Origin of the sequence: Curtobacterium sp. NPDC087080 (assembly GCF_044745105.1) — a bacterium.
GTDB lineage: Bacteria > Actinomycetota > Actinomycetes > Actinomycetales > Microbacteriaceae > Curtobacterium.
Genome location: NZ_JBIUZP010000002.1, coordinates 673963 through 695137, shown reverse-complemented (window position 1 = coordinate 695137; position 21175 = coordinate 673963). Strand labels below are relative to the sequence as shown.

17 protein-coding genes, 1 tRNA gene and 1 riboswitch are annotated in these 21175 nt (G+C 72.7%); of the genes, 7 read left to right on the top strand and 11 right to left on the bottom strand.

The window, feature by feature from the left end; translation table 11 throughout:
- Nucleotides 1–295: 295 nt before the first annotated feature.
- The 3 genes from orn (at nt 296) to ACIPEQ_RS07395 (ending at nt 1527) form a co-directional block, all read left to right on the top strand.
- Nucleotides 296–934: an oligoribonuclease gene (orn, locus tag ACIPEQ_RS07405; RefSeq protein ID WP_402714687.1), complete on the top strand. Its 639-nt coding sequence runs from the start codon at nt 296–298 to the stop codon at nt 932–934.
- A 97-nt stretch (nt 935–1031) separates the two neighbouring features.
- Nucleotides 1032–1107 (top strand) — tRNA-His (locus ACIPEQ_RS07400).
- 75 nt (nt 1108–1182) lie between these two features.
- Nucleotides 1183–1527, top strand: a complete 345-nt coding sequence (locus ACIPEQ_RS07395; protein ID WP_126892533.1) for a metallopeptidase family protein — start codon at nt 1183–1185, stop codon at nt 1525–1527.
- A gap of 60 nt (nt 1528–1587) precedes the next feature.
- On the opposite strand, the gene ACIPEQ_RS07390 is transcribed toward ACIPEQ_RS07395, so the two are convergent.
- Both ACIPEQ_RS07390 and ACIPEQ_RS07385 read right to left on the bottom strand, forming a co-directional pair.
- Complete coding sequence (locus ACIPEQ_RS07390) at nt 1588–2910, bottom strand: acyl-CoA dehydrogenase family protein (protein WP_402714686.1); 1323 nt, start codon at nt 2908–2910, stop codon at nt 1588–1590.
- Nucleotides 2907–4343 (bottom strand): LLM class flavin-dependent oxidoreductase, encoded by a 1437-nt coding sequence (locus ACIPEQ_RS07385; protein WP_402714685.1) that lies wholly within the window; start codon nt 4341–4343, stop codon nt 2907–2909. The genes ACIPEQ_RS07390 and ACIPEQ_RS07385 overlap by 4 nt, the downstream gene beginning before the upstream one ends.
- Nucleotides 4344–4443: 100 nt before the next feature.
- Here ACIPEQ_RS07385 and ACIPEQ_RS07380 point away from each other — a divergent pair, with 100 nt between their 5' ends.
- A complete protein-coding gene (locus ACIPEQ_RS07380) occupies nt 4444–5901 on the top strand; it encodes an MFS transporter (RefSeq protein WP_402714684.1) in 1458 nt (485 codons plus the stop codon).
- 116 nt (nt 5902–6017) lie between these two features.
- Here ACIPEQ_RS07380 and ACIPEQ_RS07375 read toward each other — a convergent pair whose 3' ends face one another.
- From ACIPEQ_RS07375 to ACIPEQ_RS07355, 5 genes are all read right to left on the bottom strand, one after another.
- Nucleotides 6018–6650 (bottom strand): ATP-binding protein, encoded by a 633-nt coding sequence (locus tag ACIPEQ_RS07375; RefSeq protein ID WP_402714683.1) that lies wholly within the window; start codon nt 6648–6650, stop codon nt 6018–6020.
- Complete coding sequence (locus ACIPEQ_RS07370; protein WP_402714682.1) at nt 6643–7449, bottom strand: energy-coupling factor transporter transmembrane component T family protein; 807 nt, start codon at nt 7447–7449, stop codon at nt 6643–6645. The genes ACIPEQ_RS07375 and ACIPEQ_RS07370 overlap by 8 nt, the downstream gene beginning before the upstream one ends.
- Entirely contained in the window at nt 7446–9137 is a 1692-nt protein-coding gene (locus ACIPEQ_RS07365; protein ID WP_402714681.1) for an ABC transporter ATP-binding protein, read from the bottom strand. The genes ACIPEQ_RS07370 and ACIPEQ_RS07365 overlap by 4 nt, the downstream gene beginning before the upstream one ends.
- A 5-nt stretch (nt 9138–9142) precedes the next feature.
- The gene (locus ACIPEQ_RS07360; RefSeq protein WP_402714680.1) at nt 9143–9892 is read right to left on the bottom strand and encodes an ECF transporter S component; all 750 of its coding nucleotides are present in this window, start codon (nt 9890–9892) and stop codon (nt 9143–9145) included.
- Nucleotides 9888–9999: riboswitch (TPP riboswitch) on the bottom strand. Its footprint overlaps the gene before it by 5 nt.
- Nucleotides 10000–10089: 90 nt before the next feature.
- Complete coding sequence (locus ACIPEQ_RS07355) at nt 10090–10410, bottom strand: hypothetical protein (RefSeq protein WP_058727630.1); 321 nt, start codon at nt 10408–10410, stop codon at nt 10090–10092.
- Between the two features lie 129 nt (nt 10411–10539).
- On the opposite strand from ACIPEQ_RS07355, the gene glgX reads away from it, so the two are divergent.
- Genes glgX through treZ form a run of 3 tightly spaced genes read left to right on the top strand, consistent with a single transcriptional unit; the run spans nt 10540 to nt 17077 of the window.
- Nucleotides 10540–12867 carry a glycogen debranching protein GlgX gene (gene glgX / locus ACIPEQ_RS07350; protein ID WP_402714679.1) on the top strand — a complete coding sequence of 776 codons (2328 nt, stop codon included), beginning with the start codon at nt 10540–10542 and terminating at the stop codon, nt 12865–12867.
- A complete protein-coding gene (treY, locus tag ACIPEQ_RS07345; protein WP_402714678.1) occupies nt 12864–15326 on the top strand; it encodes a malto-oligosyltrehalose synthase in 2463 nt (820 codons plus the stop codon). The genes glgX and treY overlap by 4 nt, the downstream gene beginning before the upstream one ends.
- Nucleotides 15323–17077, top strand: a complete 1755-nt coding sequence (gene treZ / locus ACIPEQ_RS07340; protein WP_402714677.1) for a malto-oligosyltrehalose trehalohydrolase — start codon at nt 15323–15325, stop codon at nt 17075–17077. Before treY ends, treZ begins: the two co-directional genes overlap by 4 nt.
- Before the next feature lie 82 nt (nt 17078–17159).
- On the opposite strand, the gene ACIPEQ_RS07335 is transcribed toward treZ, so the two are convergent.
- The 4 genes from ACIPEQ_RS07335 to ACIPEQ_RS07320 all read right to left on the bottom strand — a co-directional run bounded on the left by ACIPEQ_RS07335 (nt 17160) and on the right by ACIPEQ_RS07320 (nt 20877).
- Nucleotides 17160–17954 carry a polyprenol monophosphomannose synthase gene (locus ACIPEQ_RS07335; protein ID WP_209677796.1) on the bottom strand — a complete coding sequence of 265 codons (795 nt, stop codon included), beginning with the start codon at nt 17952–17954 and terminating at the stop codon, nt 17160–17162.
- A 45-nt stretch (nt 17955–17999) separates the two neighbouring features.
- On the bottom strand, nt 18000–18713 hold the full coding sequence (locus tag ACIPEQ_RS07330) for a class F sortase (RefSeq protein WP_402714676.1): 714 nt from the start codon (nt 18711–18713) through the stop codon (nt 18000–18002).
- A complete protein-coding gene (locus tag ACIPEQ_RS07325; RefSeq protein ID WP_402714675.1) occupies nt 18710–19861 on the bottom strand; it encodes a glycosyl hydrolase family 8 in 1152 nt (383 codons plus the stop codon). Before ACIPEQ_RS07325 ends, ACIPEQ_RS07330 begins: the two co-directional genes overlap by 4 nt.
- A 131-nt stretch (nt 19862–19992) precedes the next feature.
- Nucleotides 19993–20877, bottom strand: coding sequence for a DUF4397 domain-containing protein (locus tag ACIPEQ_RS07320; RefSeq protein ID WP_402714674.1), 885 nt, complete (start codon nt 20875–20877; stop codon nt 19993–19995).
- Nucleotides 20878–21175 lie beyond the last annotated feature (298 nt).

The following is a 21175-nucleotide window of genomic DNA, read 5'->3' as shown; positions in this document are numbered from 1 at the left end:
GGGAGAGCCCCTACGCGCACGTTCCACCCGCCCGCCAACACCTGGGCCGGATTCGCCCTCGGCCCGGAGGCGCGGCCCGCCTCCGGCCCGCCTCGGGCAAACCGGTCCCGTTACGAAGGGGCGGAACCGGGCCGCGGGGCAGCCCCCACGCGCAGGTTCCGCCCGCTCGCGAACATCTCACCAACGCATGCACGTTCCGCCCGCTCGCGGTGGCGGCGCGCGCAGGGCCGCGCTCACTCCACAGCCGCACACCACCGGCGCGGGAGCGTCGCACGTGCGGAATAGGATCGGAGGCATGGCAACTGCGAACGACCGCCTCGTCTGGATCGACTGCGAGATGACGGGCCTCGACCTCGAGGTCGACGAGCTCGTCGAGGTGGCCGTCGTCGTCACGGACTTCGACCTCGTCCCCGTGCACTCCGGCTTCGACATCGTCATCAAGCCGGACCAGTCGGCGCTCGACAACATGAACGAGTTCGTGACGAACATGCACACGACATCGGGTCTGCTCGAGGAGATCCCGGACGGCGTCTCCCTGGCCGACGCCGAGTACCAGGTGCTCGAGTACATCCTCCAGCACGTCCCGGCCGAGGGCAGCGCCCCGCTGGCGGGCAACACGATCGGGACGGACCGCGCGTTCCTGTCGAAGTACATGCCGCGCGTGGACGGGCACCTGCACTACCGCAGCGTGGACGTGTCGAGCATCAAGGAGCTCTGCCGTCGCTGGTTCCCGCGCGTGTACTTCAACGCGCCGGAGAAGCACGGTGGGCACCGTGCCCTCGCGGACATCCTCGAGTCGATCCGCGAACTCGAGTACTACCGCCGTGCGGGCTTCATCCCCGAGCCCGGTCCCACGACCGAGGACGTCCGCGCCGTCGCGGCCGAGGTCGTCGAGAAGTGGGAACCGCGGCTCGCGCAGCCCGCCGGCGAGTAGTCACGAGCGGATACACGAGCAGCGACACGCGTGGTCGTCGTCGCCTCCGGCATGTACTACTATTGAGTGGTCGCGCCGGTCAGCCGGTTCGGACATGGTGGATATAGCTCAGTTGGTAGAGCGCCTGGTTGTGGTCTAGGAGGTCGCGGGTTCGAGACCCGTTATTCACCCCAGTAGGCAAAGGCCCCGTCCCGCAGGACGGGGCCTTTGCCGTTCTCGGATGCTCGTGTGCCACGATCGACCTCGTGATGGACATGTCCGCCGACGCGTTCGAGCAGCTCGTGACCGACGAGCTCGACCTGCTGCCCGACGAGATGGTCGACGGGCTCGACAACGTGGTGTTCGTCGTCGAGGACGAACCCGAGGACGGCTCCGACCTGTTCGGGTACTACGACGGAGTCGCCGCGACCGAGCGCGGGCAGTACGGGTTCGGCGAGCTCCCGGACCGGATCGTGGTGTTCCGGAAGCAGCACCTCGAGGAGTGCGACACCGTCGAGGAGCTCCGGGACGAGGTGCACACGACGCTCGTCCACGAGATCGGCCACTTCTACGGCATCGACGACGCTCGCCTGCACGAGCTCGGCTGGGCGTAGCCCGCAGCCCGCAGCCCGCAGCCCGCAGCCCGCAGCCCACCCGTAGCCCGTAGCCCCCCCTCAGAACCGCGTCGGCCCCACCTCGTGGTACCGCTCCCACGCGTCCACCGGCCCCCTCCCGTGCAGCACGTACTCCCCCACGAGCCGCTCCTTGTACACGGCCGGGTTGTGCGACGCCACCACCCGCGCGTTCCGCCAGTGCCGATCGAGCGCCCGGGTCCGGTCCGTCGCCGAGGCCCCACCGACCTCGAACAACTCCGTGGCCGCCCGGAGCACGCGCGGCCCGACCTCGACCTGCGCCTGGTAGACGGCGTTCTCGGCCGCATCGAGCAGCGCGTGGTCGACGCCGACCCCGGGTTCGTTCGTCGCCACGACCCCGTCGAGCAGCCCGGCCGCCGCCGCGACGAGCGACCGGGCGGTGAACGCCCCCGCCGACAGCCGCCCGAGCACGGCCAGCACCTGCGGGTCGTCCCCCGGCACGGCGGCGTTCGCGTGGATGTACGTCCGGGTCCGCGGTCGGACGAACGCCACGGCGTCGTCGACGACGGCCTGCCCGATCCCGGCGAGGACCGCCAGCAGGTACAGCTGGTAGAAGGCCTGGATGTGCGAGAGCGGCGCGTCCCGGTACGCGGAGATCACCGACTCGTCGACGGGGACGCCGTCGAACACCGTCGTCCCGGACGCGGTGAGGCGCTGCCCGAACCCGTCCCAGTCGTCGACGCCGGTGACCCCCGGCGCATCGGTCGGCACGGCGAAGGTCACCCGCTCGCCGTCGCGGTCGGCCGCCAGGTAGATCCAGTCGGCGTAGAGCGTGCCGGTCGAGTAGAACTTCCGTCCGTCGAGCCGCCACGTGCCGGCGTCGTCCGGAGCGACGGTCGTCGAGATGTCGGCGAGCGTCGTTCCGGTCCGCTCGGAGGTCGCGTTCCCCACGATCGCCCCCTCGACGATCCGCCGCAACCACTCGTCGCGAGCGGGTGAACCCGGACGCAGGAGCACGAGTTCGGTGTACCCGAAGTGGCCCCGCCACAGGTGCGCGATGTTCGAGTCCGCCGCCGCGAGGTCTGCCACCAGGTGGACGAGCTCCACGAGCGTCACCCCGAAGCCGCCGCGGTCCTCGGGCACGCGGAGTCGGCCGAACCCCGCCTCCGCCAGCGCCCGCACCTCGCCGTGCGGCAGTTCCCGCTCCCCCGGCGTCCCGGACGCCAGCTCGCGTGCGACGGCTCCCTCGCGGATGCGGTCGAACACCGGCGCGAAGCGAGCCCGCAGGGATGCGAGCCGGTCGGCCGGGAGGCGCGGTGCAGCCCCGTCACCCGCGGTGGCGTCGTCCGGACGGTCGGCCGGGAGGCGCGCGCTGCCTCCGGCGGTCCTCGTCGCGTCCGTCATGCGGTCACCTCCACGGCGTCGCGTGCACCGGCGTCGCCGGTCGCGTCGGCACCGCTCGCTCCGCCGGAGAACGCCCCGCGCCAGCGCCTGGCCGGGTGCGAGTCCGGCAGCTGCGCGTGACCGAAGAGCTTCTCGCGCAGGGTGCCCTCCCGGTACTCGGACTGCATGAGACCGCGCTCCTGCAGGGTGGGTGCGATGTGGTCCACGAACTCCTCGTACGAGCCGGGCAGCGTCCAGTTGATGACGTTGACGCCGTCGACGCCGACCTGCTGCCACGCGGCGAGCTCGTCGGCGATCTGCTCGGGCGTCCCGACGACGCGGGCCCGCAGCTTCGCGGACAGTCGGGCGAGGTCGGCGATGGTCGGTTCGCGATCGCCGGCGGCCTCGCGGAGCCACTGCAGGTGCGACTGCCCGGCGTGCGTGCGGACCTCGGACAGCGGCGTCGCGGGGTCGAGCGGTTCGCCGCTGTCGGGGTCGAAGCCGAGGTTCGAGTGCACGAGGAACCCGTCGGCGGCGAGGTACTCGTCGATCTCCGCCTCCTTCGCCTTCGCCTCCGCCTCGGTCGACCCGGTGACGAAGGTCAGCCCGAGGAAGAAGGCGATGTCCTCACGGCGTCGGCCGGAAGCGGCTGCGAGGTCGCGGGTCTCGCGGATGAGCTGCTCGGTGGCGTCGCGGTTCGACGTCAGGATGAACTGCGCCTCGGCGTTCCGCGCGGCGAACGCCCGCCCGGCCGGCGAGGACCCGGCCTGGAATAGCACCGGCGTGCGCTGCGGCGAGGGTGCCGACAGGTGCGGCCCCTGCACGTCGTAGCGCCTGCCGTGGTGGTCGATGCGGTGTACCTTCTCCGGGTCGGCGTAGCCGCGCACCGGGTCCTTCAGCACGGCACCGTCCTCCCACGACCCCTCCCAGAGCTTCGCGCAGACCTCGAGGTACTCCTCGGCCCAGGCGTAGCGCTCGTCGTGCTCCTCGAGTCGGTCGGCGCCGAAGTTCCGGGCCGCGCTGTCGAGGGCGCTCGTGACGACGTTCCAACCGATACGTCCGCGGGTGATGTGGTCGAGCGTCGAGACCTTGCGGGCGAAGTCGAAGGGGTGCGCCTGGATGACACTCGACGTGAACGCCAGACCGAGGTGCTCGGTCGACACGGCGAGCGCTGAGAGCAGTACCGACGGGTCGTTCGAGGGGATCTGCAGGCCCTCGCGGAGGTTCGTCGCGTAGTCGCCGCGGGCGGGGCCGTACGTGCCGACGACGTCGGCGAAGAACATCGCGTCGAACTTCCCCCGCTCGAGCGTCCTGGCGAGGTCGGTCCAGAGCGTGACGTCGTCGAAGTCGGCCTGCCGGGCGTCCGGGTGCCGCCAGAGGCCGTGCTGGATGTGCGACGTCGTGTTCATGACGAAGGCCGCGAAGCGCAGCGGACGGGTCGGTGCATCGCTCATGGCTCCATGGTGTCCACCGACGTCGCGCAGGCGACATGACGTGACCTCGCGTTACGGGCGGTGTTCCGTCGCGGCCGGGCGGCGACCATGCTCCTGAGGCATGCCGACCCCGACGACCGCAGCCGCGCCTCCCGTCCGTCCCACCGCACCGTCGACGAACGCGACCCGACGTCGTGTCGCCCTCGCGTCGTTCGTCGGGACGACCGTCGAGTACTACGACTTCTACCTGTACGCGACGGCCTCGGCCCTGGTGTTCGCCCCGACGTTCTTCCCGTCCGTGACACCCGCCGTCGGCGTCATCGCGTCGTTCGCGACCTACGGCGTCGGGTTCGTGGCGCGGCCGCTCGGCGGCATCGTGGCCGGGCACCTCGGTGACCGGATCGGGCGGAAGAAACTGCTCGTCGCCTCGCTCGTGCTCATGGGGATCGCGTCGACGCTGATCGGGGTGATCCCCTCGGCGGCGACGATCGGCGTCGGGGCGGTCGTCGCGCTCGTGGTCCTGCGTCTGCTGCAGGGCGTCGCAGCGGGGGCCGAGTGGGGCGGGTCCGCGCTGCTGTCGGTCGAGCACGCCCCGGCACGGCACCGGGGTCTGTTCGGGGCGTTCACCCAGATGGGTTCGGCGGGCGGCATGCTCCTGGCGACGGGGGTCTTCACGCTCGTGCGGACGCTGCTCGGCAACGAGGCGTTCCTGGCGTGGGGCTGGCGCCTGCCGTTCCTGTTCTCGGCGGTGATCGTCGCCGTCGGACTCGTCATCCGGCTCGGCGTGCAGGACGCTCCGGTGTTCCAGGAGCTCCGGGCCTCGGGCGGGGTCGAGCGCTTCCCGGTGGTGCAGGCGATCCGTCGGCACCCGCGGGCGATCATGGTCACCGCCGGGCTGCGACTCGTGCAGCCGGCGCTGTACTCGATCCTGACGACGTACTCGCTGACCTACCTCGGGGCGAAGCGCGGCGAGGAGGGATCGGCCGCCGGGCTCCAGGCGGTGCTCGTGATCTCGGCGGTGTCGCTCGTGTCGACGCCGTTCTGGGGGTGGCTGTCCGACCGGGTCGGGCGCCGCCCGCTCGCGATCGGGTCGGCGATCGGGATCGGCGTGCTGATCTGGCCGTTCTTCGCGTTCCTCGACGCCGGGCCCCTGGTGCTGCTGCCGCTCGTGGCGCTGATCGGGATGAGCGTGTTCCACGACAGCATCTACGGGCCGCAGGCGGCGTGGTTCGCGGAGCAGTTCCCGACCGGGCGGCGCTACTCGGGCATGAGTCTCGGGTACCAGATCGGGTCGATCTTCTCGGTGGGGCTGACGCCGTTGCTCGCGGCGGTGTTCGTCGAGGTGGGCGGGGGCTCGCCGTGGATCCTGTGCGCGTACCTCGGCGTGTACGCGGTGCTCTCGGTCGTGGCCGCGGTGTTCGCGGTCGACCCGGTGCGTGACGCGCGGCGGGAGCGCGTCCGCGAGGCCGGGGCGGGTGCGGGTGCGGGTGCCGGTGCGGGTGCCGGTGCGGGTGCGGGTGCGGGTGCGGGTGCGGGTGCGGGTGCGGGTGCGGGTGCGGGTGCGCGAGTCTCGGGCTGAGCGACGGGGCTCGGGCTCCGAGGCGCGAGGGTCGTCGGCCAGCCCGAGTCTCGCCGCCGGCCCCACGATCTGGCGGGGCAGCTGGCCCAGCCGCCGGCACCGGGCCGCGCCCGCCCCTAGGTCCGGACGAGCACGTCCGCGAGCTCCGCGGGCGCCTCGGCGGCGATGAACGCCCGCTCCTGCGCGGCCCAGCGCTCCCACTCGCGGGCGAACACCTCGCCGTCACGGCCGATCGCGCGGTCGCGCCGGACCTCGTCGTCGGCCTCGAGCCACACCCGCAGTGCCGCGAGCGGAGCGGAGGCCCGGGACAACGCCCCGCATCCCTCGACCACCAGCGGCGCGTCGGGCTCGATCGCCACCCACCCCGCGGCCTCGGACCGCTCCCAGTCCCAGCGCCGGTACCCCGACGGCGTCCCGAGCAGGTCGGACACGACCGCGTCGGAGGCCGCCCGCAGGCCGTCCCACCCGGGGTAGACGTCGTCGAGGTGCACGACGACTGCGCCGAGCCGCGTCGCGAGGGCGTCACCGAGCGTGGTCTTCCCGGTGCCCGAGCGCCCGTCGACCAGCACGACGAGGCGCCGACCGGTGGCAGCAGCAGCCCCGGCCGCGGCGGCCGCGAGCCCGTCGACGAGCCCGAGGTCGAGCGCCGATCCGGGCGCTGTGTCGCGCGCCGGTCCGAGCGCCGGTCCGAGCGCCGCGTCGGGTCCCGCTCCCCCGGCTGGTGCGTCCGGCCACGAGCGCTCAGGCACGCCAGGTCCCTGCAGCCAGGGCCACGCCCACCGAGACGACGCCGATGCCGACCAGCACCCCGACCATCGCCCACTCGCGGCCCGCGAACCGCGCCGGCCGCGCCCAGGTCCGCGGACCGGGAGCGCCGAAGCCACGCGACTCCATCGCCACCGCGAGGGTGGTCGCCCGCCGGAGCGCGAGCACGAGCAGCGCGAAGGCCATCGACGCCCCGCGCCGCAGCCGTCCGTGGTCGGCGAGGCCGCGTGCGCGTCGTGCCATCGCGAGCTGACGCCAGTCCTCGCCGAGCAGGGTCGTCATCCGCACCGCGGCCAGGGCCCCGAGCACGAAGCGAGCCGGCAGCCGCAGCAGCTGTGCGAGCCCGTCCGCCAGGTCGGTCGGGTCGACCCCGACGAAGAGCAGGACCGCCGGCAGCCCGACCGCGAGGACCCGCAGCGCGGTCGCCAGCGCGAGTACCAGCGACCCGTCGGTGACGTGCGCGAAGCCGAGGTCGAACCACTCCCGCCCGGAGGGCCGCCCGTACAGCGCGATGCTCAGCGCGGTCAGGGGCACGGCGACGAGCACCGGTGACGCCCGCAGCAGCGCGGTCCGCGGCGGGATCCGGAGCACCGGCAGGAGCAGCAGCTCCAGCGCGAGCGCAACGGCCGCGGACACGACGTCGAGGCTCGTCACGAGGCACAGGCCGAGTGCGAGCACGCCGAGCATCGCCGCCACGGGCTGCACACCGGCGACGCCGCGACGCGTCCGGCCGGGAGGCACGGCTCGCCCGCCCGGGTCGACGTGCGTGGTCGAGGTGGTCACCGGGGCACCTCCGTGGTCGCCCGGGGCTGGTCGGCTCCGGCCGGGGGTACGGGGTGCGCGCCGTCGGCAGCGAGCACGACCTCGTCGGCTTCGAGCGCGCGCACGAGGTCACGGTCGTGCGTCACCACCACGAGGGCCGTCCCGGCGTCGGCCATCGCGCCGAGCAGGTCGACCACGGCCTGCCACGTCGCGCGGTCCTGCCCCGACGTGGGTTCGTCCAGCACGACCACGGGCGGCCGCGAGGCGACGACTGCTCCGATCGCGAGCCGCCGCTGCTCGCCGCCGGAGAGCGTGAAGGGGTTGGCGTCCGCGAGGTGCCGCAACCCGAAGGCATCGAGGAGGTCCTCCACCCGTGCGTCCGCGTCGTCGAGGCCGAGCGCGTGCGGGCCGGCGGCGAGTTCCTCGCGGACGCTCCGCGCGACGAACTGGTGTCCGGGGTCCTGGAACACCGTGCCGATGCGGGCGGCGAGCTGTCGGCTCGTCCACCGGATCGGCGCGTCTCCGGCCGGACCGGCGAGGTCGGGCGTCGCACGCAGCGTGCCGCCCGCGGGGCGCAGGAGTCCGGCGAGGGTGAGGCCGAGCGTCGACTTGCCGACGCCGTTCGGGCCGGTGACCGCGAGGACCCGTCCGCGCCGGACCCCGAGGTCGATGTCGCTGCCGACGCGGGTCCCGCCGTCCCGGCCGAGAATCCACCCGCGTGCGGTCGCGAGCCCCCGCGCCTCGAGCAGCCCCGCGCCCTCGTCGAGCGGGCGGAGGACGCCCCCGGCCACCGGTGCTCCCGGTGCTGATCCGCCCACCCGCTCGCTCGTCGACACGACCGGGCGACCGGCGCCGGCCGTCGACGCGACCGGACGACCGGCGCCGGCCGTCCGCGCGACCGGACGTCCGCCGCCCGCTCGCGACGACCCCCGGGCCGGCTCGGCGCCGGGCACCCACACGCCGGCCGCGGTCAGGGCGGCGCCGTGCTCGGCGAGCACCGTCGCCGGAGCCCCGTCCGCGACCACGCCGCCTCCGGGTTCGAGCAGCACGAGCCGGTCGACCAGGTCGAGCCAGGTGCCGATCCGGTGCTCGACGACGAGCATGGTCGCGCCGGTGGAGTCGAGCAGCGCCCGCACGGCGTCGTGGACCTGGGCGACACCCTCGGGGTCGAGGTTCGCGCACGGTTCGTCGAGCACGAGCACCCCCGGACGCATCGCGAGCACGCCCGCGAGCGCCAGACGCTGCCGCTGCCCGCCGGAGAGTCGGCTCGTGGACCGGTCGAGCGGCAGGTCGAGTCCGACGACCCCGAGCGCGTGCCGGACGCGTTCCCACGTCTCGGCCCGGGGGACGCCGGTGTTCTCGCACCCGAAGGCCACGTCGTCGCCGATCCGCGACATCACCGTGTGGGCCTCGGGGTCCTGCATGACGAGGCCGACACGCCCGCGGACCGCGCGGGGGTCGGCACCGTCGACCACGACCGAGCCCTGCACGGCTGCGGCGGTGTCGTCGTCGGGGTCGGGCTCGTCGGCGAGGACCGCCGCCACCGCGCGGAGCACCGTCGACTTGCCGGCTCCCGAGGGGCCGACGACCGCGACGCGCTCACCCGGCTCCAGGACGAGGTCCAGGCCGCGGACCGCCCAGGCGTCGCGCCCGGCGTACCGCCAACCCCAGTCGTCGAAGGCGACGCGCGCCGCCCCCGGGGACGACACGGCCGTCACCGGGCGGCGCGGGACCCGCGCTCGGCCTGCTCGGCGGCAGGCGTCGCGGTGCCGGTCCGCGCGCCGTCGGCCGGAGCGGTTGCGTCGGTCGGGGCGGACGGCTCCTGCGCGCTCGTCACGGTCGAGCGGCGGGCGTGCTCACGCCCCGCGGCGAACGAGGACAGCACGCCGGTCGCGGCGAGCGCCCGCACGAGCAGCCATGACCCGAGCCCGGCGATCACGGCGCCGGACACCACGGCGGACACGACGTAGACGGTCTTGAACGCGGCGTCGAGGCCCGGGTACCAGAGCACGGTGTCGTTGATGCCGAGCGCGAGCCCCGCGGCGGCGCCGGCGAGCACGACGACGGGCAGTCGGTAGGCCCGGTAGAGGAAGAGTGCGAGCACGAGCTCGGCTCCGAGGCCCTGCACGAGCCCGGCCTCGAGCGTCAGCCACCCCCACTGGGTGCCGAGCAGCGCCTCGACGCTGGCAGCGACCATCTCGGCGTAGAGCGCGGCGCCGGGCTTCCGGACGACGATCGCGACGACCGGCCCGGCGAGCAGCCAGACCCCGCCGAAGAGCGCCTGGGTGCCCGGCAGGACCAGGCCTGCGACGGCGCTGATCGGCTCGTAGCCGAACTCCCAGAGCTTGAAGACGACACCGATCGCGACGGCGAGGACGCTCGCGACGACGATGTCGACCACCCGCCAGCGCAACGAGCGCTTGACGGTGGTGGACGGTGCTGCGGACTGCGTGGTTGCAGGCATGGTTGCTGACTCCTCCCTGCGCCGGCATGACCCGGATCAGGTTCGACGGTCGGAGCGCCGTTCGCTCCCTCTCAGCCCGGCGGTCCCGGACTCCCGTGTGTGTGCCAGCAGTCTAGACGCGGTCGCGTCGGAGGACGTGCCCCCGTGACGGACGGGAGGCCCGTGGCGGCGTCGCCACGGGCCTCCCGTCCGGTGGGTCACTTCTTGAGGGCGCGGATCACCTTGCTCAGGGCCTTGCCGGTCACCCAGATGGTGGGGATGCTCACCGCGAGCAGCGAGATCAGGTTCGGCTCGAACTGCAGGTCCTGACCCGGTCGGCGCACGTACGCGCCGACGGGGATCGAGGCGCCGCCACCGCCGCCGCCGCCGTTCTCGTCGTCGCCGCCGGCGCCGAAGCCGAACCAGCCGATCGACACCGGGATCAGGGTCTGGTCGCCGACCTCGACCGGCTCCCCGTAGTTGGTCGAGACGCCCACCGGGCGCACCTTGTCTGCGATCTGACTCACGATGTTGGCCATGCGCGCGAGGCTACTCGGCCGTTCCTCCACAGGCCGGGGCCGCGCTCCTGGTGTCCACGGCTGTGGCTTGTCTGCGGACGCGGGCAGGCTGCGCCGATATGTTGGCCGGACCCACACCTGGAGGACCGTTTGCACACCTGGCCCGGCAACCCGTACCCCCTCGGGGCGACCTACGACGGCAGCGGCACGAACTTCGCCCTGTTCAGCGAGGTCGCCGACCGTGTGGAACTGTGCCTGTTCGACGACGCGGGGAACGAGGAGTGCGTCGACCTGGTCGAGGTGGACGCCCACGTCTGGCACGCCTACCTGCCGAACGTCGCCCCGGGGCAGGAGTACGGCTTCCGCGTGCACGCCCCGTACGACCCGGCGAACGGCCTGCGCGGCAACCCGAACAAGCTGCTCCTCGACCCCTACGCCAAGGCGACCAGCGGCGACATCGACTGGGACCAGGCGCTGTTCTCGTACACGTTCGGCGACCCGGACTCGACCGACGACCAGGACTCGGCGTCCCACATGATGAAGGGCGTCGTCATCAACCCGTTCTTCGACTGGCAGGGCGACCGGGCTCCCCGGATCCCCTACGGCGAGACGGTGATCTACGAGGCGCACGTCAAGGGCCTCACCGAGACGCACCCGGACGTCCCCGAGGAGCAGCGCGGCACCTACGCCGGCGTCGCGCACCCCGCCGTGATCGAGCACCTCAAGCGGCTCGGGATCACGACGCTCGAGCTCATGCCCGTGCACCAGTTCGTCAACGACTCCACGCTGCAGGAGAAGGGGCTGTCGAACTACTGGGGCTACAACACGATCGGCTTCTTCGCGCCGCACTCGCACTACTCGTCGTCCGGCGACCGCGGGCAGCAGGTGCAGGAGTTCAAGGCGATGGTTCGCGAGCTCCACCGTGCTGGGATCGAGGTGGTCCTCGACGTCGTCTACAACCACACGGCAGAGGGCAACCACCTCGGACCGACCCTGTCCTTCCGCGGCATCGACAACGCGGCCTACTACCGCCTGGTCGAGGACGACAAGCGGTACTACATGGACACGACCGGTACGGGCAACTCGCTCAACGTCGGGCACCCGCACTCGCTGCAGCTCATCATGGACTCGCTGCGGTACTGGGTGACCGAGATGCACGTCGACGGGTTCCGCTTCGACCTGGCCGCGGCCCTGGCGCGGGAGTTCTACGAGGTCGACCGGCTCGCCGCGTTCTTCGAACTGGTCCAGCAGGACCCGATCGTGTCGCAGGTCAAGCTCATCGCCGAACCGTGGGACGTCGGACCCGGCGGGTACCAGGTCGGCAACTTCCCGCCGCAGTGGTCCGAGTGGAACGGCAAGTACCGTGACACGGTCCGCGACTTCTGGCGGGGCGAACCCTCGACGCTCGGCGAGTTCGCCTCGCGCATCTCCGGGTCGGCCGACCTGTACGAGCACGACGGTCGGACGCCCAAGGCCAGCATCAACTTCATCACGGCCCACGACGGCTTCACGCTGTACGACCTCGTCGCCTACAACGACAAGCACAACGAGGCCAACGGCGAGGACAACAACGACGGCGAGAGCCACAACCGGTCGTGGAACTCCGGGGTCGAGGGACCGACCGACGACCCGGACGTCGCCGCGCTCCGTCTCCAGCGCCGCCGGAACTTCCTCGCCACGCTCCTGCTCAGCCAGGGCGTGCCGATGATCGCCCACGGTGACGAACTCGGCCGCACCCAGCACGGCAACAACAACGTGTACGCGCAGGACTCCGCGATCAGCTGGATCGACTGGGAGCACGCCGACGACGAGCTCGTGCAGTTCACCGCCGACGTCGTGAAGCTCCGGCACGACCACCCGACGTTCCGCCGCACACGGTACTTCAACGGTCGTCCGGTGCGCCGAGGCGAGGGCGAGCCGCTGCCCGACGTCGTCTGGCTGACCCCCTCCGGCGAGGCGATGGACCCGGAGGACTGGGACTCCGGCTTCGGAAAGAGCGTCGGCATGTACCTGAACGGCGAGGGCATCCGCGGCCGCGACCGCTGGGGCGAGCGCGTCACCGACGTGGCGTTCCTGACGTACTACAACGCACACGACGACGTCGTGACCTTCACGCTGCCGCCCGAGGAGTACTCCCCCGGCTGGACCGTGCGGATCGACACGGCCGAACCGGGGGCGCGCGAGACGGTCCTCGACGCGGGGACACCGCTCGACGTGCCCGCACGCTCGATGATCGTGCTCCGCGCCGAACCCGACCACGAGGTCACCACCACCCAGGTCGAGTCGGTCGAGGGCGGGCGACAGTCGACCCCGAGCAACCCGGCGGCGGCGCCGACCGCGTCCGCGACCGACCCCGAGCCCGCGACCGCCGCCTCGTCCGAGCCCGAGTCCGAGCCCGAGCCCGAGTCCGAGTCCGAGTCCGGATCCGAGCCCGACTCTCCCGACACCGAACCCGAATCCACAGGAGCCACCGCGTGAGCGCTCGCCGCGTCCCCACGTCCACCTACCGGCTGCAGGTCACCGCAGACTTCGACCTCGCTGCCGCCCAGGGCGTGGTCGACCACATCCGTACCCTCGGTGCGGACTGGGTCTACCTCTCCCCCGTGCTGCAGGCCGAGCCCGGGTCGCAGCACGGCTACGACGTCGTCGACCACTCCCACGTCGACACCGAGCGCGGTGGCGACGCTGCACTCCGGGCGCTCGCCGAGGCCGCCCACGCCGCGGGCCTCGGCGTGCTCGTCGACATCGTGCCGAACCACGTCGGCGTCGCGACGCCGGAGGCCAACCCGTGGTGGTGGTCGCTGCTCGAGGCAGGGCAGGGCTCCCCCGTCGCCTGGGCGTTCGACGTCGACTGGCATGCCGGCGACGGTCGCATCCGCATCCCGGTGCTCGACGACCGGCTGCTCGAGGCGGTCGAGCTGCGCGACGGTCGCCTGTACGTCGGCGACACCGCGTACCCGACCGCCGAGGGCACCGTGCACGACGGCGACGACGTCGAGACCGTGCACGCCCGCCAGCACTACGAGTTCGTGCACTGGAAGCGTGCGGACCACGACCTCAACTACCGCCGCTTCTTCGCGGTGAACACCCTCGCGGCGATCCGCGTCGAGGAGCCCGAGGTGTTCGCGTCCTCGCACGCGACGATCGGCGGGTGGTTCCGCGACGGGCTGGTGGACGGTCTGCGGATCGACCACCCGGACGGCCTGTACGACCCCGCCGGCTACCTGCAGGACCTGCACGAGCTGACCGGCGGCGCGTACACCCTGGTCGAGAAGATCCTCGAGCCCGGTGAGCAGCTGCCCTCGTCGTGGCCGGTCGACGGCACGACCGGGTACGACGCACTCGCAGTGGTCGACCGGGTGTTCGTCGACCCCGCCGGTGAGTCGGCGCTGTCCGCCGCGTCCGGCGCTGAGCCGACCGACTGGCAGCAGCTCACCCACGACACGCGTCGAGGGATCGCCGACGGCATCCTCGGCAGCGAGGTCCGCCGGCTCGCCCGGCTCCTCGCCCCCGTGGCGGCGGACGTGCCCGAGGACCGCGTCGTGGACGCCGTCGCCGAGATCGTGGCGTCCTTCGAGGTCTACCGGACGTACCTGCCCGAGGGCGTCCACCACCTCATCGACGCGCTCGAGCGCGCAGCCGAGGCCCGCCCGGACCTCGACGACGTGATCGACCGGATCGCGCCGGCGCTCGTCGATCCCGGCCACGCCGCAGCCGTCCGGCTGCAGCAGACGTCGGGCATGGTCATGGCGAAGGGCGTCGAGGACACCGCGTTCTACCGCACGTCGCGCCTGACCACCCTGAGCGAGGTCGGTGCCGACCCGAGCCTGTTCGCCGTCTCGGTGGAGGCGTTCCACCAGGCCCAGCGCGACCGGCAGGGCAGCTGGCCGCACACCATGACGACGCTCACCACGCACGACACGAAGCGCAGCGAGGACACCCGCGCACGCATCACCGTGCTCGCCGAGCTCGGGTCCGAGTGGACCGCTGCGCTCGAGCGTCTGCAGTCGCTCGCGCCCCTCGACGACGCCGTGTTCGCCGACCTCCTGTGGCAGGCGATCGTCGGTGCACGTCCCGCGAGCCGCGAGCGGCTGCACGCCTACGCCGAGAAGGCATCGCGCGAGGCGGGTGACAGCACGACGTGGACCGAGCCCGACGAGGCCTTCGAGGAGCAGATGCACGCCCTTGTCGACGCGTCCTTCGACGACCCGCAGGTCGTGGCCGTGCTCGACGAGCTCGACCGCACCGTCGACGCAGCCGGGTGGTCGAACGGTCTCGCGCAGAAGCTCGTGCAGCTGACGATGCCCGGCGTGCCGGACGTCTACCAGGGCACCGAGGGCTGGGACCGCTCGCTCGTCGACCCGGACAACCGCCGACCGGTCGACTACACCGAGCTCCGCCATGTGCTCGCCGGGCTCGACGGACCCGAGGACGACGGACCCGAGCGGCTGCCGTCCATCGGCCCCGACGGCGCCGTCAAGACCCTCGTGGTCAGCCGTGCCCTGCGTCTGCGTCGCGACCACCCCGAGCTGTTCACCCGCTACCTCGGACTCGAGGCCACGGGCAGCGCCGCCGACCACGTCCTGGCGTTCGACCGCGGCGGTGCCGTCACCGTCGCGACGCGCCTGCCCGTCGGACTCGAGCGGGTCGGGGGCTGGGGCGACACCCTGGTGCACCCCGTGCCGCTCGACCGGGTCGACCTGCTCACCGGTCGGCGGTTCCCGGCGTCCCGCGGGATCGCGCTCGCCGAGCTGCTCACCGACCTGCCGGTGGCGCTCCTCGTGCCCGCCGACCTCGTCGACGCCGCGACGACGGACGGCGGCGCGGCCGCTGCTTCCTCGTCCACGTCGACGGCCACACCCGCGGCCGCCGGGTCCGACGGCGCCGCCGTCTCCGACCAGCAGGCCGAGATCGAGATCCTGGAGGGTCACGCATGACCGTTCCCGCCCGCTACGCCGTCTGGGCGCCGAACCCGGAGCGCGTGCGCCTGGTCGTCGACGACGTCGAGTACGCGCTGACCCGTGGTGACGACGACTGGTGGAGCACCGACGAGGTCGCCCCGGTCGTCGGTGCGCGCTACGGCTTCCGCATCGACGACGACGAGGACGTCCGACCCGACCCCCGCAGCCGGTACCAGCCGGACGGGGTGCACGGCACGTCCGAGGTCGTCGACCCGGAGCGCTTCGCGTGGACCGACGAGGCCTGGACCGGCCGTCCCGCCCGCGGCGGCGTCATCTACGAGATGCACATCGGCACCTACACGCCCGAGGGCACGCTCGACGCGGCCGCGGCCAAGCTCGACCACCTCGTCGAGCTCGGTGTGGAGTTCGTCGAGCTCCTCCCCGTGAACGCCGTCAACGGTGAGTGGAACTGGGGCTACGACGGGGTGGGATGGTTCGCCGTGCACCACCCCTACGGCGGTCCCGACGCCTACGACCGGTTCGTCGACACCGCCCACGCGCTGGGGCTCGGGGTCATCCAGGACGTCGTCTACAACCACCTCGGTCCGAGCGGCAACTACCTGCCGCTCTACGGTCCGTACCTGCTGCAGGGGCTGGGCAACACCTGGGGCGACTCGGTCAACGTCGAGCACCCCGAGGTCCGCCGGTACGTGCTCGACAACGTGCGGATGTGGTTCCGCGACCACCACGTCGACGGGCTCCGCCTCGACGCCGTGCACGCGATCCGCGACACCACGCGGCCGCACGTGCTGCAGGCCATGGCATCGGAGACCGAGGCGTACTCCGAGTTCGTCGGGCGTCCGCTGTCGCTCATCGCCGAGTCGGACCTCAACGACCCGGTCATGTTCCGTCCGCAAGAGGCCGCGGGCTACGGACTCACCGGTCAGTGGTCGGACGACTTCCACCACGCCGTGCACGTGGCGGTCACCGGCGAGACGAACGGCTACTACGCCGACTTCGAACCGTTGTCGGCACTGGCGAAGGTACTCGAGCAGGGCTTCTTCCACGACGGCACGTGGTCCTCGTTCCGGGGCAAGCGGCACGGACGACCGATCGACCGCGGGACCTCGCCCGCGACGGCGCTCGTCGTCGCGAACCAGAACCACGACCAGATCGGCAACCGCGCCGCGGGCGACCGGCTCGCGGCGTCGCTCGACGACGAGTCGCTCGTCATCGCGGCGGCGCTGACGCTGCTCGGCCCGTTCACCCCGATGCTGTTCATGGGCGAGGAGTTCGCGGCGACCACGCCGTGGCAGTTCTTCACCTCGCACCCGGAGAAGGCGCTGGGCGAGATCACGGCGAAGGGACGGATCGCCGAGTTCGCCGAGCACGGCTGGGACGAGTCGGTCGTACCCGACCCGCAGGACCCGACCACGTTCACGAACTCGAAGCTCGACTGGGCCGACGTCACCTCGGACCGGGGTGCGCGCATCCTCCGGGCCTACCGGGTGCTCGTGGCGCTGCGTCGGACCGAGCAGGCGTTCGTCGACCACCGCTACGAGGCGAACGCCGTCCGCTTCGACGGGGACGACCGTTGGCTCGTGCTCACCCGCGGGCTGCTCGGCCCGGACGCCGCACCGGTGCACGTCGTGGTGAACTTCGCCGACGACGCCGCCGAGGTGCCCGTGCCGGACGCGACCGGCGAGGAGCTCTACCGCTTCGGCGAGGCGAGTGTCGAACCCGGTGTCGTCCGGTTCACGTCGCGAGGCGTGGTCGTCCTGCGCTGACGAGCGCCCCGACCGAACTGCGAACGCGACAGTCCCCCGTGGAGGTTCCACGGGGGACTGTCGCGTTCGCGGCTCAGACCGGTCAGGCGGACTGGTCCGCGACCGCGTGCGCGTTCTTGCGCACCGAGGGCAGCCGACGGTGGTCCTTCACGAGGGACCGGAACTCGCGCAGGCGGCGGTCGATGCCCCACTTGGTCACCAGGGTCAGGCTCTCGCGGACGATGTTGCCGCTCATCTTGGAGACGCCGAACTCACGCTCCGTGAAGGTGATCGGCGTCTCGACGACCCGCAGCCCGGCCTCGAGGGCACGCCAGCACAGGTCGACCTGGAAGCAGTACCCCTTCGACGCGACACCGGCGAGGTCGATCCGCTCGAACGCCTTCGACGTGAAGACCCGGAAGCCGCCGGTCGCGTCACGCACCGCGATGCCCAGGGCCATCCGGGTGTAGAGGTTGCCGCCGCGCGACAGGAACTCGCGGTACCACGGCCAGTTCTCGACCTCACCCCCCTTGATCCAACGGGAGCCGAGTACGAGGTCGTTCGAGTCGGCGAGCTCGAGCATCCAGGGCAGGTACTCCGGGTGGTGCGAGCCGTCGGCGTCCATCTCCACGAGCTTGTCGTAGCCGTGCTCGAGGCCCCAGGCGAACCCGGCGAGGTACGCCCCGCCGAGGCCGTCCTTCACCGTGCGGTGCATCACGTGGACGCGGTCGGTCTCGCGCGCGATCTCGTCCGCGATGTCGCCGGTACCGTCCGGCGAGTTGTCGTCGACGACGAGCACGTGCACGCTGTCGTCGGTCGCGGCCAGGGTACGGGCGACGATCGGGCGGACGTTCTCCGCCTCGTCGTAGGTCGGGATGATGACCAGTGACGTGCTCATGGTGCTCCTTGCGCTTCGCATCGAAGGGTATCGGGTCGCCCTGCGTCAGCCCGACGACAGGTCTGCGAACACGATCAGATTGTCGGTGTAGTGCCCGGTCGCGGTGTCGAACGTGCCGTCGCAGGTGATCAGGCGGAGCTGCGGTGTGGGCGAGCTGCCGTAGACGTCGCTCGTCGGGAACGCCGACTTCGCGGCGCGCTCGGACCGTTCGACCGTGAAGGTGCGGTCACTGCCGTCGGACATGGACACGTGGATCTCGTCCCCGGCGACGAGTTCGTCGAGCCGGAAGAAGACGGCTGCGCTCGTCGGGCTGTCGACGTGCCCGGCGATCACGGCCGGACCGACCTGCCCGGGCACGATGCCGTCGGCGAACCAGCCCGCGCTGTCCCAGTCCTTCGGCGGGTCGAGCTCACCCGCGGATCCGCGGCCGAGGTCCTCGAGGCCAGAGGACACCCCGATCGCCGGGATCTCCACCCGTACCGGCGTCGCGGTCGAGCGGGCCGCCGGAGCCGCGGGGTCCTGGAAGCCCGACGTGTCGCCGGCCCCGGAGCCGTTCGCCGCCGCACCCGGATCGGCCGTCGCGGACGCTGCGCTGCTCGCTGCCCCCTGCGGCCCCGTCCCGTCGGTCCCGGTGGTGGCGACGGCGACACCGGCGATGCCGCCCCCGACCAGGACCGCCGCCAGCACCCCGCCGACCACGACGCCCCGACGGCCGGACCACCAGCGCGTCCCTCCGGCCGCGGCTCGGCGCCCGGTCACGATGCGCCTCCCGCCGCGGTCGCACAGCCGCCGAGGACGTCCGACGTGAGCATCGTCGCGCCGAGCGCCGCCCAGGCGTCGCCGTAGTACGTCTGCGTGGTCGCCGCGGTCCGGTCCATCCGGCGCAGGTCCGCGGCAGCAGCCGACGACGACCCCGCGGCGTGCTCCGCCGCTGCGCGGGCAGCGTAGGCCAGGCCGCTCGTGTCCCCCGTCACGGCCGTGCCGCCGAGGTCGAGCTGCGCCGCCAACCGAGTGCTCCGCGCGAGCGTCGGCGCGACGGAGGCCGCGAGGGCACGGTCGTCCGCGGAGCAGGCCTCGGCGTAGCGCAGCGGCAGGCGCATGGCCTCCCACCCGTAGACGACGCTCCCCTGGTCGCCCGACGCGGGCATCGGGTCGACGGTCCCGTCGGCGTGCACCTGGGACCAGTCGCTCGGCAGGTCGCTCTCGTCGAGCACGGCGGCGGTCACGGCCGACGAGCCCTGCTCGAGCTCGGTCCACCGACGGTCGCCGGTCGCTCGCTCGAGGATCCGGAACGCCGCCGGCGACGCGTACGAGGCGTTGTACCGGTACGGCTCGCTGTCCGCCCACGGCCCCGGGAGCAGGATCCGGCCGAGGTCGGTCGTCGCGGTCTCGTGCTCGAGGATCGCCGACGCCAGGGTCTTCCCCGCCGTCGTGTACCGCTCGTCGTCCCAGCGCTCCCCCGCGAGCACGAGGGCCCGGGCCGCGTCGAGGTCGGCGTCGCTCGCGGACTGTTCGTCGGCGACGCCGTCCTGGGGCGTCCACCGCCACGCGAGCAGGTCGTCGTCGGTCACCAGGTGCCGCTGCGTCCACGACCAGATCGCACCGAAGGTCCTCCGGTCGCCGTTCGCGTAGGCGATGAGCAGCCCGTAGGCCTGCCCCTCGCTGACCGTGTCGCCGCCCTGGTCGGTGCGGACGACCCGGCCGTCCTGCACGTGGTCGTCGAGGAAGTCCGACCGCAGCTGCGTCGCGCTGCGCTCGACGTCCGGCGCGGGCGACGACGTCGCGCTCGAGGTCGTCCCGGCTTGCGGCACGGCGTCGCTCCAGGGGCGGACGGCGACGAGGGCGACGCCGACGGCGACGACGACCGCCGCTGCGGCGGTGATGGGGATCCAGGTCCTGCGGGTCATGCCGGCACCTCTTCCGGGATGGTCGGGGACGGTCGGACGGGAGGCGCGGGGCACGTGGGCGGACCGGCTGCGGTGATCCGCGCCTCCAGGCCGGAGCCGACGGGTCGCGTGACCCGTCGGCTGCCCGTCGGTCAGTGGAACAGCGAGCGGACCGCCGCGACGACCGCGTGGGTGAACTCGGTGAACGGGCGGTCGGCGGCTGCGCCGCCGCCACCGGTCTGGACGCCGCCGGACGGGGTCGCTGCCGTGGCGGCCGCGTCGGTGACCGGTACGACGGTCAGGTCGCCCTTGCTGTCGTCGAGGACGAAGAGCGTGGAGACGGTGTTGCCGGCGAGGTCCACCTCGGCGGTGCCGCGCTGGCCGCTGCCCGAGACGTCGAGCGACCACTTGCCGGCGCCGACGGTCGCGTACTGCGTGGCGGTGCCGAAGGACGCGTCCTCGGCGATGGCGGTGCCGTCGGTGGTGCTGACGTCGACCTCCTTCGCGGTGGTCGCCGCCTGGACGAGACGGAGCTTCGCCTTGCCGTCACCCGGCTGTTGCAGATCGTCGGTGAACGCCTTGGTCTTCAGGTCGTCGTTCTTGCCGTAGGCGACCACGGTGTTCGCGTCGCCCTGCTGCACCTGCACGTCGGTCGAGATCACCGGGGTGGAGTCGGGCGCGTCGGCGGCGCGCATCGAGAGGACGTACGTGCCGACCGGGAGCTCCTGGTACGGACTGACCTGGCCGTAGGTCACGTCGTCGAGCTCGAAGACCGTCTTGCCGCCGGACAGGCTGGTCAGCTCGACGTCGACGCTCTTGGTGTCCGGGGAGAGGTGGCCGACGCGGAGCCATCCCTCGTCGGTGCCGGTCGCTGCCGAGGCGGTCTGCGGTGCGGCGAGGCCGACGGTGGCGGCGACGACGGCCGCGGCGATCCCGGCGATGACGACCGGGCGGCGGGCGGTGCGGCGGGATGGGGTGCGTGCGGGGGTGCGTGCGGGGGTTCGTGCGTCGTTCGGGGCGGAGGTGCGTGCGTGCATCGTGGTGCTCCTTCGTTTCGTGTGGTGCTCAGTTCGTGTGGTGCTCGGTGCGTCGGGTGCTCGGGGTGCTTGGTGCCTGGTACTCGGGGTGCCGTCGTGGTGGGGAGCCGCTGGCCGAGCGGACGTTTCCTGCTCGGCCCGAGCGGTCCGGCTACCGGTTCCGCCCGCTCGGGCTGGAGTCGTGGTGCAGAGCCGTCGTCCGGTTGCGAGCGGGCGCTTCCTGCTCGGCCCCCGGCGATCTGGCTGCCGGTTCCGCCCGCTCGTCGGGCACGCGCGCTACCGCTGGCTCGTCGCCTCC

What these genes read in the sequence shown, in the direction of transcription:
- orn (WP_402714687.1), top strand. Translation starts at nt 296, where the DNA reads ATGGCAACTGCGAACGACCGCCTCGTCTGGATCGACTGCGAGATGACG.
- ACIPEQ_RS07395 (WP_126892533.1), top strand. Translation starts at nt 1,183, where the DNA reads ATGGACATGTCCGCCGACGCGTTCGAGCAGCTCGTGACCGACGAGCTC.
- ACIPEQ_RS07390 (WP_402714686.1), bottom strand. Translation starts at nt 2,910, where the DNA reads ATGACGGACGCGACGAGGACCGCCGGAGGCAGCGCGCGCCTCCCGGCC.
- ACIPEQ_RS07385 (WP_402714685.1), bottom strand. Translation starts at nt 4,343, where the DNA reads ATGAGCGATGCACCGACCCGTCCGCTGCGCTTCGCGGCCTTCGTCATG.
- ACIPEQ_RS07380 (WP_402714684.1), top strand. Translation starts at nt 4,444, where the DNA reads ATGCCGACCCCGACGACCGCAGCCGCGCCTCCCGTCCGTCCCACCGCA.
- ACIPEQ_RS07360 (WP_402714680.1), bottom strand. Translation starts at nt 9,892, where the DNA reads ATGCCTGCAACCACGCAGTCCGCAGCACCGTCCACCACCGTCAAGCGC.
- ACIPEQ_RS07355 (WP_058727630.1), bottom strand. Translation starts at nt 10,410, where the DNA reads ATGGCCAACATCGTGAGTCAGATCGCAGACAAGGTGCGCCCGGTGGGC.
- treZ (WP_402714677.1), top strand. Translation starts at nt 15,323, where the DNA reads ATGACCGTTCCCGCCCGCTACGCCGTCTGGGCGCCGAACCCGGAGCGC.
- ACIPEQ_RS07335 (WP_209677796.1), bottom strand. Translation starts at nt 17,954, where the DNA reads ATGAGCACGTCACTGGTCATCATCCCGACCTACGACGAGGCGGAGAAC.
- ACIPEQ_RS07325 (WP_402714675.1), bottom strand. Translation starts at nt 19,861, where the DNA reads ATGACCCGCAGGACCTGGATCCCCATCACCGCCGCAGCGGCGGTCGTC.
- ACIPEQ_RS07320 (WP_402714674.1), bottom strand. Translation starts at nt 20,877, where the DNA reads ATGCACGCACGCACCTCCGCCCCGAACGACGCACGAACCCCCGCACGC.